This is a genomic window from Microbacterium sp. YJN-G (assembly GCF_015040615.1).
In the GTDB taxonomy this organism is placed as follows: Bacteria; Actinomycetota; Actinomycetes; order Actinomycetales; family Microbacteriaceae; genus Microbacterium.
The window spans coordinates 1,659,359-1,674,446 of sequence record NZ_CP060402.1; the positions used below are offsets into that span (position 1 = coordinate 1,659,359).

At 68.9% G+C, this 15,088-nt stretch carries 16 protein-coding genes, 4 tRNA genes and 1 pseudogene; 6 read left to right on the top strand and 15 right to left on the bottom strand.

The annotated features are described in order from the left end of the window. Positions 1 to 6: 6 nt before the first annotated feature. Both ruvC and H7694_RS07805 read right to left on the bottom strand, forming a co-directional pair. On the bottom strand, positions 7 to 606 hold the full coding sequence (gene ruvC, locus H7694_RS07800) for a crossover junction endodeoxyribonuclease RuvC (protein ID WP_227468344.1): 600 nt from the start codon (positions 604 to 606) through the stop codon (positions 7 to 9). A gap of 125 nt (positions 607 to 731) precedes the next feature. Beyond that, complete coding sequence (locus H7694_RS07805; RefSeq protein WP_193598933.1) at positions 732 to 1,493, bottom strand: YebC/PmpR family DNA-binding transcriptional regulator; 762 nt, start codon at positions 1,491 to 1,493, stop codon at positions 732 to 734. A 139-nt stretch (positions 1,494 to 1,632) separates the two neighbouring features. Between H7694_RS07805 and H7694_RS07810 the strand changes: the two genes are divergently transcribed. Both H7694_RS07810 and H7694_RS07815 read left to right on the top strand, forming a co-directional pair. Continuing rightward, entirely contained in the window at positions 1,633 to 2,007 is a 375-nt protein-coding gene (locus H7694_RS07810) for a DUF1304 domain-containing protein (RefSeq protein WP_227468345.1), read from the top strand. Between the two features lie 79 nt (positions 2,008 to 2,086). After that, positions 2,087 to 3,448 (top strand): pyridoxal phosphate-dependent decarboxylase family protein, encoded by a 1,362-nt coding sequence (locus H7694_RS07815; protein ID WP_193598935.1) that lies wholly within the window; start codon positions 2,087 to 2,089, stop codon positions 3,446 to 3,448. An 11-nt stretch (positions 3,449 to 3,459) separates the two neighbouring features. Here the strand turns inward: H7694_RS07815 and pdxT are convergent, their stop codons facing one another. Beyond that, positions 3,460 to 4,086, bottom strand: a complete 627-nt coding sequence (gene pdxT, locus H7694_RS07820) for a pyridoxal 5'-phosphate synthase glutaminase subunit PdxT (protein ID WP_193598936.1) — start codon at positions 4,084 to 4,086, stop codon at positions 3,460 to 3,462. A 7-nt stretch (positions 4,087 to 4,093) separates the two neighbouring features. Then, the gene (gene pdxS / locus H7694_RS07825) at positions 4,094 to 4,993 is read right to left on the bottom strand and encodes a pyridoxal 5'-phosphate synthase lyase subunit PdxS (RefSeq protein ID WP_193598937.1); all 900 of its coding nucleotides are present in this window, start codon (positions 4,991 to 4,993) and stop codon (positions 4,094 to 4,096) included. Positions 4,994 to 5,072: 79 nt separating this feature from the next. Between pdxS and H7694_RS07830 the strand changes: the two genes are divergently transcribed. Next, complete coding sequence (locus H7694_RS07830) at positions 5,073 to 6,380, top strand: aminotransferase class I/II-fold pyridoxal phosphate-dependent enzyme (RefSeq protein ID WP_193598938.1); 1,308 nt, start codon at positions 5,073 to 5,075, stop codon at positions 6,378 to 6,380. Between the two features lie 31 nt (positions 6,381 to 6,411). After that, positions 6,412 to 7,263: a pyridoxal kinase PdxY gene (gene pdxY, locus H7694_RS07835; RefSeq protein ID WP_193598939.1), complete on the top strand. Its 852-nt coding sequence runs from the start codon at positions 6,412 to 6,414 to the stop codon at positions 7,261 to 7,263. Positions 7,264 to 7,302: 39 nt separating this feature from the next. On the opposite strand, the gene H7694_RS07840 is transcribed toward pdxY, so the two are convergent. The 6 genes and pseudogenes from H7694_RS07840 to H7694_RS07865 all read right to left on the bottom strand — a co-directional run. Further along, complete coding sequence (locus tag H7694_RS07840; protein ID WP_193598940.1) at positions 7,303 to 7,911, bottom strand: hypothetical protein; 609 nt, start codon at positions 7,909 to 7,911, stop codon at positions 7,303 to 7,305. A gap of 53 nt (positions 7,912 to 7,964) precedes the next feature. Further along, entirely contained in the window at positions 7,965 to 8,516 is a 552-nt protein-coding gene (locus tag H7694_RS07845) for an HIT family protein (protein WP_193598941.1), read from the bottom strand. Positions 8,517 to 8,552: 36 nt separating this feature from the next. Then, the gene (thrS, locus tag H7694_RS07850) at positions 8,553 to 10,490 is read right to left on the bottom strand and encodes a threonine--tRNA ligase (RefSeq protein ID WP_227468382.1); all 1,938 of its coding nucleotides are present in this window, start codon (positions 10,488 to 10,490) and stop codon (positions 8,553 to 8,555) included. Positions 10,491 to 10,788: 298 nt separating this feature from the next. Further along, positions 10,789 to 11,712, bottom strand: a complete 924-nt coding sequence (locus tag H7694_RS07855) for a CorA family divalent cation transporter (RefSeq protein WP_193598943.1) — start codon at positions 11,710 to 11,712, stop codon at positions 10,789 to 10,791. Continuing rightward, positions 11,709 to 11,873, bottom strand: coding sequence for a hypothetical protein (locus tag H7694_RS07860; protein WP_193598944.1), 165 nt, complete (start codon positions 11,871 to 11,873; stop codon positions 11,709 to 11,711). The genes H7694_RS07855 and H7694_RS07860 overlap by 4 nt, the downstream gene beginning before the upstream one ends. 144 nt (positions 11,874 to 12,017) lie before the next feature. After that, a pseudogene (locus tag H7694_RS07865) lies at positions 12,018 to 12,713 on the bottom strand (alpha/beta fold hydrolase); the annotation flags it as partial. A 97-nt stretch (positions 12,714 to 12,810) separates the two neighbouring features. Between H7694_RS07865 and H7694_RS07870 the strand changes: the two are divergent. Continuing rightward, complete coding sequence (locus tag H7694_RS07870) at positions 12,811 to 13,359, top strand: TetR/AcrR family transcriptional regulator (protein ID WP_227468346.1); 549 nt, start codon at positions 12,811 to 12,813, stop codon at positions 13,357 to 13,359. A gap of 125 nt (positions 13,360 to 13,484) precedes the next feature. Here H7694_RS07870 and H7694_RS07875 read toward each other — a convergent pair. The 3 genes from H7694_RS07875 to H7694_RS07885 all read right to left on the bottom strand — a co-directional run bounded on the left by H7694_RS07875 (position 13,485) and on the right by H7694_RS07885 (position 13,781). Next, positions 13,485 to 13,556, bottom strand: a tRNA-Val gene (locus tag H7694_RS07875). Positions 13,557 to 13,584: 28 nt separating this feature from the next. After that, positions 13,585 to 13,655, bottom strand: a tRNA-Cys gene (locus H7694_RS07880). A 53-nt stretch (positions 13,656 to 13,708) separates the two neighbouring features. After that, a tRNA-Gly gene (locus tag H7694_RS07885) sits at positions 13,709 to 13,781 on the bottom strand. A 199-nt stretch (positions 13,782 to 13,980) separates the two neighbouring features. On the opposite strand from H7694_RS07885, the gene H7694_RS07890 reads away from it, so the two are divergent. Continuing rightward, positions 13,981 to 14,053: transfer RNA gene (locus tag H7694_RS07890), tRNA-Val, on the top strand. 62 nt (positions 14,054 to 14,115) lie between these two features. On the opposite strand, the gene H7694_RS07895 is transcribed toward H7694_RS07890, so the two are convergent. Next, the gene (locus H7694_RS07895; protein WP_193598945.1) at positions 14,116 to 14,514 is read right to left on the bottom strand and encodes an SPW repeat protein; all 399 of its coding nucleotides are present in this window, start codon (positions 14,512 to 14,514) and stop codon (positions 14,116 to 14,118) included. Positions 14,515 to 14,587: 73 nt separating this feature from the next. Next, positions 14,588 to 15,061, bottom strand: coding sequence for a DUF664 domain-containing protein (locus H7694_RS07900; RefSeq protein ID WP_193598946.1), 474 nt, complete (start codon positions 15,059 to 15,061; stop codon positions 14,588 to 14,590). Between the last annotated feature and the right edge of the window lie 27 nt (positions 15,062 to 15,088).

The following is a 15,088-nucleotide window of genomic DNA, read 5'->3' on the forward strand; positions in this document are numbered from 1 at the left end:
TCCACCTTATCGAGCAGGTCGTACATTCGTTCGAGCGACACGAGCCGGCCCGCGAGCGGTGCGCTCGGCCTCGGCCCAGGCGCGCTGGGCGGGCGTGAGGGATCCGGATGCCGAGGGCGCCGCCGAACCGCCCCGCCAGGCGTGGCACAGGGCGATCGCCAGGGCATCCGCGGCATCCGCCGGCTGGGGTGGTGCGTCCAGTCGCAGAATGCGTGCGATCATGGACTGCACCTGGCGCTTGTCGGCGGAACCGTACCCGGTGACCGCCGCCTTGACCTCGCTGGGGGTGTGGGTGGCCGCGGGCAGTCCCGCCTCGGCGGCGATCAGCAGCGCGACGCCGGACGCCTGCGCGGTGCCCATCACGGTCTGGACGTTGTGCTGCGCGAACACGCGCTCGACGGCCACGGCATCCGGTCGGTGCAGCTCGATGACCGAGCGGATGCCGGCGGCCACGGCCGCGAGCCGCTCGGGAAGGTCGGCGTCGAGCGGCGTCCGCACGACGCCCACGTGCACGAGCGAGGCGCGCCTGCTGCGGTCGACATCGACGATGCCGACGCCGCACCGGGTCAGGCCGGGATCGATCCCCAGCACGCGCAGTGAACTCACTCCCCCAGGCTACGAGTCGCCCCGGATCCTCCCCCGCAGGCGCGCCCTACCGGTCTGGGTCCCTGAGCCTGTCGAAGGGCCGGTGTGTCGTCAGGCTCAGCAACCCATCGAGCGGGACGCGAGGATCAGTCCTCGTCGTTCTCCAGCTCGGCCTGCACCTCGGCCGACAGGTCGAGGTTGCTGAAGACGTTCTGCACGTCGTCGCTGTCCTCGAGCGCGTCGATGAGGCGGAAGATCTTGCGCGCGGTGTCGGCGTCGATCTCGACCTTGAGGTTCGGCACGAATTCGACGTCGGCGGACTCGTAGTCGATGCCGGCTTCCTGCAGCGCCGAGCGCACGGCGACCAGGTCGGTCGCCTCGGTGATCACCTGGAAGCCGTCGGCGTGCGGCTCGATCTCCTCGGCGCCGGCCTCGAGGGCCGCCATCATGACGTCATCCTCGGTCGTGCCCTCGGAGCCGACGACGATGACGCCCTTGCGGCTGAAGTTGTACGCCACCGAGCCCGGGTCGGCCAGCGTGCCGCCGTTGCGGCTGAGCGCGGTGCGCACCTCGGCCGCCGCGCGGTTCTTGTTGTCGGTCAGACACTCAATCATGAGCGCGACGCCGTTGGGGCCGTAGCCCTCGTACATGATCGAGGCGTATTCGACCGACTCGCCGCCGATGCCGGCACCGCGCTTGACCGCACGGTCGATGTTGTCCTTGGGGACCGACATCTTCTTGGCCTTGAAGACGGCGTCGTAGAGCGTCGGGTTTCCCGCGAGATCGGGGCCGCCGAGCTTGGCTGCGACCTCGATGTTCTTGATGAGCTTCGCCCACGACTTGGCACGGCGCGCGTCGATGACGGCCTTCTTGTGCTTGGTCGTGGCCCATTTGGAATGCCCGGACATATGTCTCCGCTCGTGTGATCCGCCCCGAGGCGGCGCCCAGGGCGTCGTCCATTCTAACCATTCGAGGGCGTCCCGCCCTCTGGAGTGCACGCTGTACGGCCATTGTCCTGCCGATGACCGCGGTTCTACACTGCGAACTGTGCTCGTCTCGGTGGTGTTCGCCCTCCTCGGCGCGGCCTTCCATGTGGCCGCCTTCGCGATGGAGAGCCTGCTGTGGAGCAGGCCGGCCGTCCGCCGTCTGATGGTGGGCCGCGCCGACGTCGATGACGACGTGCGGCTGTGGGCGTTCAACCAGGGTTTCTACAACCTGTTCCTCGCCATCGGCGCCGTGGTCGGCGCCGTCGCGTGGCTGGCGGGAGCCGATGTCGTCGGCCGCACGCTGGTGATCTTCACCTGCACATCGATGGCTGCGGCGGGGCTGGTGCTGTTCGTGAGCGACCGACGCCTGTGGCGCGGTTCCCTCGGGCAGTCCGTGCCGCCGCTGATCGCCCTGGTCGCCGCGCTGGCTTCCTGATCCAGGCCGCCTGATCCTGGCCGCCTGATCTTGTCCGCCTGATCTTGTCCGGCGACCACGCCGGTGGGAGACTTTCGCCATGGATGACAGGGCTCGCGCCCTCGACGCAGCGCAGCGGAGCGCGACGGAGTTCCTGGGGACGCTCGATGCACGGCCGGTCTGGCCCCGTGCGGACCTGGATGAGATGATCGCGGCCTTCGGCGGTCCGGTGCCCGAGACCGGCGCCGATCCGGCGGATGTGATCGAGGAGCTGGCCCGTCTCGCCGATCCGGGCCTGGTCGCGATCCCCGGGGGCCGCTTCTTCGGATTCGTGATCGGCGCCACGCAACCTGCGGCTCTGGCGGCGGACTGGCTCGTCTCGGCCTGGGATCAGAACTCCGGCTCCTCGCTGCTGACCCCGGCGACGGTGGCCATCGAACGCGTCGCGGGGAAGTGGATGCTGGAGCTGCTGGATCTGCCCGCGGACGCGAGCGTCGGCTTCGTCACCGGCGGACAGATCGCCAACTTCTCGTGTCTGGCCGCCGCCCGCACCAAGGTGCTGGCGCGCGCCGGATGGAACCTCGCCGAGAACGGGATGCGCTCCGCTCCCCCGCTGCGGCTGGTGATCGGCGCGGATCGGCATGGTTCCATCGACCGGGCGGCGCGCTATCTCGGGATCGGACGCGCGCAGATGACGGTCGTCGACGCGGACGACCAGGGACGGATGCTGCCCGAGGCCCTCTCCGCCGCCCTCGAGGGTCAGGAGGGGCCGCTGATCGTGTGCCTGCAGGCGGGCGAGGTGCACACCGGCGCGTTCGACGACTTCGAGCGGCTGATCCCGATCGCGCGCAGCCACGGTGCGTGGGTGCACGTCGATGGGGCGTTCGGACTGTGGGCGGCAGCATCCGACGATCTGCGATCGCTGACGGCAGGCATGGCGGATGCCGATTCCTGGGCGACTGACGCGCACAAGACGCTGAACGTGCCCTACGACTGCGGCATGGCGATCGTGCGCGACCCCGCGCATTCGATCGCCGCGTTCCGCACCGGCGGCGACTACCTGATCTACTCGGGCCTGGACCCCTGGGACGTCACGCCCGAGCTGTCGCGACGGGCCCGGGGCGTGCCGGCGTGGGCGGCGATCCGCAGCCTGGGCAGGACCGGCGTCGCCCAGCTCGTGGATCGGCTGCATGCCCACGCGCTCACCATGGCCGAGGGGCTCGCGACGATCCCCGGTGTCGAGGTGCTCAACGATGTGGTCTACACGCAGGTGATGTTCCGCCTGGGCACCGATCAGGCCACCCGCGACCTCGGTGGGGCGATCCTCGCCGAGGGCACTTCTGCGATGACCGGTGCGGAGTGGCGCGGACGCGCCGTGCTGCGCTGCTCGATGTCGTCGTGGGCGACCACCGACGACGACATCGCCCGTGCCGTCGAGGCGATCCGCCGCCTCGTCGCCTGAGCGGTTCGGCTTCAGGCAGCCGGAGACTCGGTGCGCTCTGCGGATCCTCTGCGGGCGACGACGTGCGCGAGGAAGCGCTCGTGGAACCGCGATTCGCCGTCGAGCTCGGGATGGAAGCTGATGCCGATCAGGTTGCCCTGCTCGACCGCGACCACCCGGCCGTCCGCGAGCGAGGCCAGCGTCGTCGCATCCTCGCCGACCCGCTCGACCACGGGCCCGCGGATGAACGTCGCACGCACCGGCTCGGCACCGAGTTCGGGCACATCAAGCGACGCCTCGAACGATTCGACCTGCCGGCCGAAGGCGTTGCGGCGCACGACGACATCCAAGCCGCCGAACGTCTGCTGCCCCTCGATCGCGTCCTCGATGCGGTCGGCGAGCATGATCAGCCCCGCGCAGGTGCCGAGCATCGGCATCCCGTCGCGGATCGCATCCCGGATCGGATCCTGCAGTCCGAACAGCCGGGACAGCTTGTCGATCACGGTCGACTCGCCGCCGGGGATGACCAGTCCGTCGACCAACGCGAACTCCTCGGGACGCCGCACGCGCACGACGTCGGCACCGAGCCGCTCGAGCAGGGCGACGTGCTCGCGCACATCGCCCTGCAGCGCGAGCACGCCCACGCGATCTCGCGTCATGCGCGTGTCACCAGCCCCGCTCTGCCAGACGGTGAGGGGCAGGAAGGTCGGTGACGTTGATGCCGACCATCGCCTCGCCGAGGCCGCGCGAGACCTCGGCGATCACCTTCGCGTCGTCGTAGAACGTGGTGGCCTTCACGATCGCCTTCGCGCGCGCGGCCGGGTCGCCGGACTTGAAGATGCCCGAGCCGACGAACACACCATCGGCTCCGAGCTGCATCATCATCGCGGCGTCCGCGGGGGTTGCGACGCCACCGGCGACGAACAGCACCACGGGCAGCTTGCCGGTCTCGGCGATCTCGGCGACCAGCTCGTACGGCGCCTGCAGCTCCTTGGCCGCGACGTACAGCTCGTCCTTCGACAGCGCGCCGAGGGCGGCGATCTCACCGCGGATCTTGCGGATGTGCTTCATCGCCTCGGACACGTCGCCGGTGCCGGCCTCACCCTTCGAGCGGATCATCGCCGCGCCCTCGGTGATGCGACGCAGCGCCTCACCCAGGTGGGTCGCACCGCACACGAACGGCACCGTGAAGGGCCACTTGTCGATGTGGTTCACGTAGTCGGCGGGCGAGAGCACCTCGGACTCGTCGATGTAGTCGACGCCCAGCTCCTGCAGCACCTGCGCCTCGACGAAGTGGCCGATGCGCGCCTTGGCCATGACGGGGATCGAGACCGACGAGATGATGCTGTCGATCATGTCGGGGTCGCTCATGCGCGAGACGCCGCCCTGCGCACGGATGTCGGCCGGCACGCGCTCGAGCGCCATGACGGCGACAGCGCCGGCATCCTCGGCGATCTTCGCCTGGTCGGCGGTGACGACGTCCATGATGACGCCGCCCTTCAGCATCTCCGCCAGTCCGCGCTTGACGCGCTGCGATCCGGTGGTGGGGTTCTCGGTGGCTGCCATGGTCCGTCCTCCTGGAAATCAGTTGCACACAAAGATTTGTTTGGCCTATGTCAAAACATAGCACTCTAGAATCAAGACGATGAACGTCCAGATCACCGGGACCACCGCGGCCGAGATCGCGGACAGCGTGCGCGCGCTGCGGGAACGCGGGATGCTGCGCCCCGGCGACACCCTCCCGCCCGTACGGGAGCTGGCCGGCGTGCTCGGCGTCAACCGCAACACCGCCGTCGCCGCGTACCGGCAGCTCGCGCAGGCGGGACTCGTCGTCTCCCGCGGGCGCGGCGGCACCCTGATCGCCGGTGGCGAGCACGTCGCCCAGGAGGGGGTCGCCGCCGACACCGTGCTGCACGACATCGGATCGGGCAACCCCGATCCGCGGCTCATCCCCGACCCCACCCCGGCACTCAGCAGGATCGTCGGGCGCCCCGTGCTGTACGGAGAGCCGGTCATCGACCCGGGCCTGGAGGCGTGGGCACGCGAGTGGATCCTCGCCGACCTGCCACGTGACGATCTGCGCATCACCGTCACCAGCGGCGCGGTCGACGCGGTCGAGCGGCTGCTGGCGCAGGCGCTCACCCGCGACGACGCCGTCGCGCTGGAAGACCCGTGCTTCCTGGCCAGCATCCACACCGTCCGTCTCGGCGGCTACCGGGCGGTGCCGGTGCCCGTCGACGACGAGGGCATGACGGTCGAAGGTCTGCAGGCGGCTCTGGATGCCGGTGTCCGGGCCATCATCAGCACCCCGCGCGCCCAGAATCCGACCGGCGTGAGCCTCTCCCCCGCCCGCGCCGAGGCACTGCGCGAGGTGCTGCGCCCGCACCCGTACGTGCTCATCATCGAGGACGATCACTTCTCGATGCTCTCCGCGCATCGCTACGCGTCGCTGATCGGTCCCGAGCACCGCCGCTACGCGCTGCTGCGATCGGTGTCGAAGTTCCTCGGGCCCGACATGTGCCTCGCGCTCGCCGCGACCGACCCGACCACGGCCGAACGTCTGGCGATGCGGCTGAACCCGGGGACGACGTGGGTGAGTCACCTGCTGCAGCGCCTCGCTCATGCGCAGCTCGCCGACCCCGGCATCCGCTCCCGCATCGAAGAGGCGGCTGCACACTACGCCGCGCGCAACGCCGCCTTCACCCGAGCGCTCACCGAGCGCGGCATCGTCACGCACTCCTCCGACGGACTGAGCCTGTGGGTGCGGCTCGATGTTCCCGCCCGGGTCGCCGCCGAGCGCATGATGCGCCGCGGCTGGCTGGTGCGCACGGGCGACGAGTTCCGCATCGACGAGACCTCGCCGGCGTCCGAGCACCTGCGCCTGACGGTGCACGACCTGAGCGACGCCGACACGCAGCGGCTGCTCGATGACATCGAGGCGGCCACGCGCTGATCGGCATCCGGCCGGGTGAGAGGATGGCAGGATGAAGATCCTCTCGATCCAGTCGGCCGTCGCGCACGGCCACGTCGGCAACTCGGCCGCCGTCTTCCCGCTGCAGCGCATCGGCGTCGAGGTGCTGCCGGTCTACACGGTGAACTTCTCGAACCACACCGGCTACGGCGCCTGGCGCGGTCCGATGATCGATCCGAGCGACGTGCGAGAGGTCGTCACCGGCATCGAGGAGCGCGGCGTCTTCCCGCAGATCGACGCGGTGCTCAGCGGCTACCAGGGCGGCGAGGGCATCGCCGACGTCATCATCGACGCCGTCGCGCGGGTGAAGGCCGCCAACCCGGATGCCGTGTACGCGTGCGACCCGGTGATGGGCAACGCCAAGTCCGGATGCTTCGTGGCTCCCGCCATCCCGGTGCTGCTGCGCGACAAGGTCGTGCCCGTGGCCGACATCATCACGCCCAACCAGTTCGAACTCGGCTTCCTCACCGGCACCGAGCCGTCAGATCTCCAGTCCACGCTCGCCTCGGTCGACGCCGCACGCGCGATGGGCCCGTCGACCGTGCTGGTGACCTCCGTCGAGCGTCCCGACTGCGAGGAGGGCACGATCGAGATGCTCGCGGTCGACGACAAGGGCGCCTGGCTCGTGGCGACCCCGCAACTGCCGATGAAGGCGAACGGATCGGGCGATGTGACCGCGGCGCTGTTCACCGCGCACTACGTCTCCACCGGCGATGCGAAGGCGGCGCTCGAGCGCACCGTGTCGAGCGTGTTCGATCTGCTGCAGCGCACCCTGGACTCGGGAGACCGCGAGCTGCAGCTCATCGAGTCGCAGGAGTTCTACGCGCACCCGCGTCTGCAGTTCACGGCACGCCAGGTGCGCTGAACCACCAGGTGCGCTGACCTCGGAGCCCACCGAGGGACGTCAGCCCGGGTAGGCCGTCGTGAAGGCGGCCTGCCAGGCATCCGTGTCGGCCGGGCACAGGTACGACGCGCTGAAGACCGACATCGAGGCGATGTTGCGCTCGTACAGGGCGGCCCGCTCGGGCGACGCGTCCGCGGGGATCAGCTCTGCCGTCAGCGGCGACGACACGATCAGCCGCTTCAGCATGGGGGCATCGATCCTGTGCTGATTGAGGATGCCCGTCTCGCACGTGTCCGATCCCAGCGCGAGCAGGATCGATTCGGTCCGCTCATCCCAGACCTCGCCCTGCTGCTCGGTCCATTCCTTCTGCGCCTGCACCAGAGCCCTCTGAGCGTCGGTCTTCGCGGTGAGGGGCCGGCTGCCCTCGAAGCCCTGTTCGGCGAAGAACGCATCCCGCTCGGCGAAGGCATCCTCCATCTCCGGGTCTTCGAAGGCCGTCCCCGACGTGGGATCGGGTGACGGAGATGATGATGCCGCAGTCGCCGGCGGTGCGGACTCGTCAGCCGTGCCGGCGGTGCACCCCGCCAGGACGGCGATGGCGATCGCCGCCGTCGCGACGACTCCGGCGATCCGGGTGCCCGGTGATGGACGGCAGAATACAGCGACCATGGTTCCCCCCTGAGAATCTGTGCTCTCAGTCTGTCACCGGGAACGCTGCGGATTCAGTTGTCCACAGGCCACGCGTGCGCGACAGCCTGCCGCACCTCGCCGAGCAGCTGCGGCAGCGCCTTGGTCTTCGCGATGATCGGGAAGAAGTTCGCGTCCGACGTCCAACGAGGCACGATGTGCTGGTGCAGGTGCGAGTCCACACCGGCGCCGGCGATCGCTCCCTGGTTCATGCCGAGGTTGAACCCGTCGCACCGCGAGACCTCGCGCAGCACCCGCATCCCGGTCTGGGTGAGGGCGCCGATCTCGGCGACCTCCTCGTCCGTCGCCTGGTCGTAGGTCGCGATGTGGCGGTACGGGCACACCAGGAGATGTCCGGAGTTGTACGGGAACAGGTTCAGCAGCACGAAAGCCGTTTCGCCACGTGCGACGATCAGCCGCTCCGGGTCTGGATGCTTCGGCGCCTCGCAGAACGGGCACTGCTCGCGCAGCACCTCGGGGCCCGCCTGGATGTACGCCATCCGGTGCGGGGTCCACAGCCGCTGGAACTCGTCCGGCACGCCGGCCAGGTGCCCGCCGTCCTCGACGGGCCTCTCGTGCTCATCCATGGGCCGCCTCCCGAGCGGGCGCAGTCAGACGGAGCATCACGCCAGATCCTCGGAGGTCATCACCCGCGCATGGGCGGCGATGGCGGCGCGGATGCGGTCGACCGCGGCGGTGATCGGCACGCCGTTCTCCTGCGAACCGTCGCGGAAGCGGAACGAGACCGTGCCTGCGGCGCGATCCTGCTCCCCCGCGATGAGGATCAGCGGCACCTTGCCGGTGGTGTGGTTGCGGATCTTCTTCTGCATCCGGTCGTCGGAGTGGTCGACGTCGGCGCGGACGCCGGCGGCGCGCAGCTGGCCGATCACGTCGTCGAGATAATCGGCGTACTGGTCTGCCACCGGAACCCCGACGACCTGCACAGGGGCCAGCCACAGCGGGAAGTCGCCCGCGTAGTGCTCGAGCAGGATGGCGAAGAAGCGCTCCACCGAGCCCAGCAGGGCGCGGTGGATCATGACCGGCCGGTGCTTGGCGCCGTCGGAGCCGGTGTACTCCAGCTCGAAGCGCTCGGGCTGGTTGAAGTCGAGCTGGATGGTCGACATCTGCCAGGTGCGGCCGATGGCATCCCGTGCCTGCACCGAGATCTTCGGGCCGTAGAAGGCGGCGCCGCCCGGGTCGGCGACGAGCTCGAGGCCCGATTCGAGGGCGACCTCGCGCAGGGTCTCGATCGCGGTCGACCACTGCTCGGGCTCGCCGAGGAACTTCGGGTTGCCCTCCTCGTTGGTCGACAGCTCGAGGTAGAAGTCGTTCAGCCCGTAGTCGCGCAGCAGCTCGAGCACGAGATTGAGGTTGGTGGCGAGCTCCTCGCGCACCTGGTCCTGCGTGACGTAGATGTGGGCGTCGTCCTGGGTCAGGCCGCGCACGCGGGTGAGGCCCGAGAGGGTGCCGCTCTTCTCGTAGCGGTACACCGTGCCGAACTCGGCCAGACGCAGCGGCAGTTCGCGGTAGCTGCGTCCGCGGGCGCGGTAGATGAGGTTGTGGAACGGGCAGTTCATGGGCTTGAGGTAGTAGTCCTGGCCCTGGCGGGTGACGTTGCCCTCGTCGTCGACGACCTCATCGAGGTGCATCGGGGGGAACATGCCGTCGGCGTAGGTCTGCAGGTGGCCCGAGGTCTGGAACAGGTCCTTCTTGGTGATGTGCGGGCTGTTCACCACGTCGTAGCCGTTGCGCAGCAGATGACGGCGCAGGTTCTCCTCGATCTCGTAGCGGATGATGCCGCCCTTGGGGTGGAACACCGCCAGTCCCGAGCCGATCTCGTCGGGGAACGAGAAGAGGTCCATCTCGACGCCCAGCCTGCGGTGGTCGCGCCGCTCGGCCTCGGCGAGGCGCTCCTGGTAGGCGCGCAGTTCGTCCTTGCTGGGCCACGCGGTGCCGTAGATGCGCTGCAGCTGCGGGTTCTTCTCGCTGCCGCGCCAGTAGGCGGCGGCGACGCGGGTGAGGTCCCAGCCGTTGCCGAGCATGCGGGTGCTGGGCACGTGCGGGCCGCGGCAGAGGTCCTTCCAGGCGACCTCGCCGTCCTTGGTGACGTTGTCGTAGATGGTCAGCTCGCCGGCTCCGACCTCGACGGATGCCCCTTCGGCCGCATCCGCACCGGAACCGGGTCCCCCCGCGAGGTCGATCAGCTCGAGCTTGAACGGCTCGTTCGCGAGCTCGGCACGGGCCTCGTCCTCGGTGACGACGCGGCGGGTGAAGCGCTGGCCGTCGCGGACGATGCGCTGCATCTCCTTCGAGATGGCCTTGAGGTCCTCGGGGGTGAACGGCTCGTCGACGCCGAAGTCGTAGTAGAAGCCGTCGGTGATGAACGGGCCGATGCCGAGGTTCGCACTCGGGCGGATACGCTGCACCGCCTGCGCGAGCACGTGCGCCGTGGAGTGGCGCAGGATGTCGAGGCCGGCAGGGCTGTCGAGGCTGACCGGTTCGACCACGTCGGTCTCGGTGATGGTGGCCGCGAGGTCCTTGAGCACGCCGTTGACGCGCATGGCGATGACGGAACGATCGGTGAACAGGGCGAAGCCATCGCGCTTCTCGACGCGGGGCTGGGCGATGTCTGACACGGGGATTCTCCAGATTGACGATGGAATGAGGCGACTCAGCTGCGGGCGCGGCCGCGCCCTGCCCGCTCAGGCGCCCGTAGTTCGCGTGACGACGCCCGTGACAGAGGTCACGAGAGGGGTCGCCAGGGATTCCATGTCGCAAGTCTACGCCGACGCGCGTTCCCGGCCGCCACGGCCTGCGATGAGGGCCGACGCCGCGTCCCCGCATGCGTCTCCGCGGGGATCACCGATCCCGGCGCGGCGCCTCGCCCAGCCAGCCCCGCCGACGGAACTCGAAGACGGCGATCACATCCAGCACGGCGGTGATCCCGAGGATGACGGCCCAGCCGCCGGGGGTGTGCAGCAGCGGCATGTCCTTGAAGTTCATGCCGTAGATCCCGCCGACCACGGTCGGGATCGCCAGCAGCGCCGCCACGGCCGCGATCGTGCGCATGTCCTGGTTCTGCCGCGAGGACACGTTGCTCTCGTGGCTGGAGACCACGGCATCCAGGGCGAGACGCTGGCTCGCGAGCAGATCGGCGAGGGCGTCCAGGTCGTTGTGCATGTGCTGCAGGTACGGCTGCAGGGCGTCATCCTCGTCGAGCAGGTCGAGTGCCTCGCGCGGCGCGGTGTCGATGGCCTTGGCGAGTGCCGAGACGGCCCGGTCGACACGGCCGATCCTCCGGCGCAGCCGGTAGATGCGCTCATGATCCTCGAGCACGGAGTCGTCGAAGACCTCGGCCTCGACGCCGTCGAGTTCGTCCTCGATGGCGCGGACGGCGTGGACGTAATCGTGCACCACCGCCTCGAGGATGCGGTAGGCGGCACGTAGCGGCGTATCGGTGGGGAGCTCCTCATTGGCGGTGGCACCGCGGATGATCGGGCGCAGCGACCGCACGCGCCCGTCTTCGCTGCGCTGAATCGTCAGGATCCGATGGGCGCCGATGAGCACCACGATCTCGTCGGGGCGGCCCGAGACGCTCTTGGGATCGAGGTCCCAGATGCTGAAGAGCAGATGCCCGCCGAGGGCTTCGATCTTCGGCGGCTGACGGCCCTCCTGCGCGTCTTCGCGCGCTGCGGGGTGGACCCGCAGCGCGCGAAGACGTTCAGCGATCTCCTGCTCGTCGGGAGCGATGTACTCCTCCCACGAGAAGGGTTCGTCGGTCACGTCGTGTTGCGGCCGGTCATGGCCCGGATCAGCCACGCGATCACGGCGAGGGCGAGCAGGACCAGCCCCACCCACAGCAGGAAGTTCAGCGACTGCACGAGGCCACCGGTGATCGCGAGCACGATCGCCACGACGGCGATGATGATGAAGAGGATGTTCACCTCGACTCCTTTCGTCAGGGCGCCACGCGCCTGTTGTGACTGACGTTACGGAGTGGCCGCCTTCGCGTGCAGGGGCTTGACGGCGGGCATCGCAGGTGGCTATGCATCCCCTGGATACGACGTAACCCCCGGAAATCCGGGGTTTCAGCGTGCGAGGAAGCCGGTCAGCGCTGCGTTGACCTCGTCGGCGTGCGTCCAGAGCAGCCCGTGGGGTGCGCCCTCCACCTCGACGTACTCGGCGGCGGGGACGGCCTGGTGGAAGCGGCGTGCGGTCGCATCGATCGGAAGGATGTTGTCCTTCGTGCCGTGCAGGATCAGCGTCGGCTTGCCTGCTTCGCGCACGACCTCGACGTCTGCGCGGAAGTCCTCGATCCAGGCCGGCACGACGGCGTATGCGGCGACCGGGTCGCTCGTGACGGAGAGGTTCCAGTTGGCGTCGACGACCTGCTGGCTGATGCGAGTGCCGCGATTCTCGTCAAGGTTGTAGAAGTCGTCGTAGAACTGCGTGAACCACGCGTAGCGATCACCCTTGGCCGCGGCGGCGATGCCGTCGAAGACGTCCTGCGGCACACCCTCGGGGTTGTCATCGCGCTGTACGAGGAAGGGCTCGAGCGAGGCGACGAAGGCGAGCTTCGCGATGCGCTCGTGACCGTAGAGCGAGACGTAGCGGGCGAGTTCGCCCGTCCCCATCGAGAAGCCGACCAGCACGACGTCGCGCAGGTCGAGCGTCTCGAGCACCGCGTTGAGGTCGGCGGCGAAGGTGTCGTAGTCATATCCCGTGCCGACCTTCGAGGACTGACCGAAACCGCGGCGGTCGTAGGTGATCACGCGGTAGCGCGCGAGAACGCGCGTTCTCGCGGTGTGGGATTCAGTAGAGAACGCGCGTTCTCGTGTCAAGTAGACTGGGCGCACGATCGATGAGAACGCACGCGAGAAGGTGCTCGCCGCCGCCGAGGAGCTGTACTACCGCAAGGGATTCGGCGCTGTCGGGATGGATGAGCTGCGCGCGGCGGCCGGCGTGTCGCTCAAGCGCCTGTACGCCCTGTTCCCCTCGAAGAGCGACATCATCACGGCGGTGCTGCAGCGCAGGCACGAGCAGTGGGATTCGGCGCTGACCGCTGCGGTGGCGGCTGCGGGCACCGATCCCCGCGCGGGACTGCTCGCGGTCTACGGATACCTCGAGCAGTGGTTCTGCGTCGGGGACTTCCGTGGCTGTGCGTTCATCAACGCCTTCGGTGAACTCGGGGGCACGAACCCGGACGTCAGCCGGATCGTTCGTGCGCATAAGGCGTCTTTCCAGGGGTACATGGCCGAGCTCGTCGCCGGGATCGGAGCACCACCGTCGCTCGCCGCGCAGCTCTCGATCCTCGCGGAAGGCGCCCAGAGCACTGCCGCCATCTCCGCGGATCCGCAGGTCGCGGTGCAGGCTCGCGGTGCCGCGGAGGTACTCATCGACGCCGCTATGGCGAACGCCCGGGAACGGTAGCGAGTGGCTCACACGCTCCTACGCGGCGGCACTGCCGGCCACTGGCGCTGAGAACGTCGGATGCCGGCGCGCACGCCTGCGCCCGGGAAATGCAAAAACCCCGGCTGAACCGGGGTTTTCTCGTGTGCGCGATACTGGGATCGAACCAGTGACCTCTTCCGTGTCAGGGAAGCGCGCTACCGCTGCGCCAATCGCGCCTATGAAGGCGTATTCAGTTGTGCTGAGAGGTGGCGACGGGATTCGAACCCGTGTAAACGGCTTTGCAGGCCGGTGCCTAGCCACTCGGCCACGCCACCGTAAGGTGGATTCGAACCCACATGCCGAAACCCCGAAGGGGCTCCTGCATTCGAGCGGATGACGAGACTCGAACTCGCGACCCTCACCTTGGCAAGGTGATGCGCTACCAACTGCGCTACATCCGCATTTCGTTGCCCGGCGTCCCGGGCACTTGAAATACATTAGCCCAGGATCGGCCCATCACCAAACCGCGCCCCGCCGCCGGGCGTGTCACGCCTCTCCGCTCCCCTGACGCCACGCCCGGCCCGCCGTCCGGTGTCAGCGCGGGCCGCCGGATCGGGTATGCTCTTGATCTGTGCCACCGCGCACGACACAACATCACAGGGGCGATTGGCGCAGTTGGTAGCGCGCTTCCTTCACACGGAAGAGGTCATCGGTTCGAGTCCGGTATCGCCCACAGCCGAGAGGCCCGGAGTCACGCGAGAATCGCGGGCTCCGGGCCTCTCTCCGTATCCGGGATCAGGCGAGCGACCCCCTCGCTGCTGCGTCACCGCGGATCGTCTCGGGCGTCGGCTTGGACAGCAGCACGACGAGGATGACTGTGGCACCGACGACGACGTGCGGCAGCCAGACGTTCAGTGCCGCGTCGGCGAAGCCGAACAGCCACGGCGAGAGCGCCAGGAACGCGCTGGCCACGACGTCGAAGACCAGGTGCACCGGCATGGGGATGACACCGAACGGGCCCCATTCGTACTTCGTGAAGAGGCTGTACACGATCAGCCCGACGCCGAGCACGATCGGGATCACGACGGCCGCGCCGCCGACAGCGGCGAAGCCGAACAGCCAGGGCGCCGCGATCAGCGCGATGCCGACCAGGTAGTCGAGAACACCGTGGACCTTGGTGGGGATGAAGCGCATGATTCCTCCTTCAGAACCGCCGCGGATGCGGCGTGAAGGTTGTTCGGAGCACTCTCCCAATCGGATGTGCCGGCTATGCCGCGACGACGAGTGCACGCAGGATGTCGAGCTGGCCGGTGTTCCAGGCCAGCTCACTGAGCACGTGCGTGTACAGGCTGCGCACGGTGCGCTCGCCGCGGCCGTGCACGATCTCGTCGAGGTCGCGCCCCGCCAGGTTCGTCCGGGCGATGTCGCTGATGCGGCGGCACAGCGCGGTGACCGAAGCGATGCTGTCGACCTTGCGGGTCTTCCACGAGTTCGCGGTCGACACCGGCAGCCCCAGTGCGGGCCGGGTGGTTCCGTCGACCGCCTCGGCGAACCACACCCCCTCGACGAAGGCCGTGTGCCGCACGACGCCCAGCAGCGAGGGCCTGCCCGGAACGATCTCGGCCCGGGCCTGCTCCTCGGTGAGGCCGTCGAGGCTGCGCAGGATCAGCTCGCGGTACTGCTCGATCCGCGCCTCCAGATCCTCCCTGGCACCGAGCCCGGCGCCGTGATGATGGCTCATCGCTCCCCCTCCACCCGCATCCGCTCC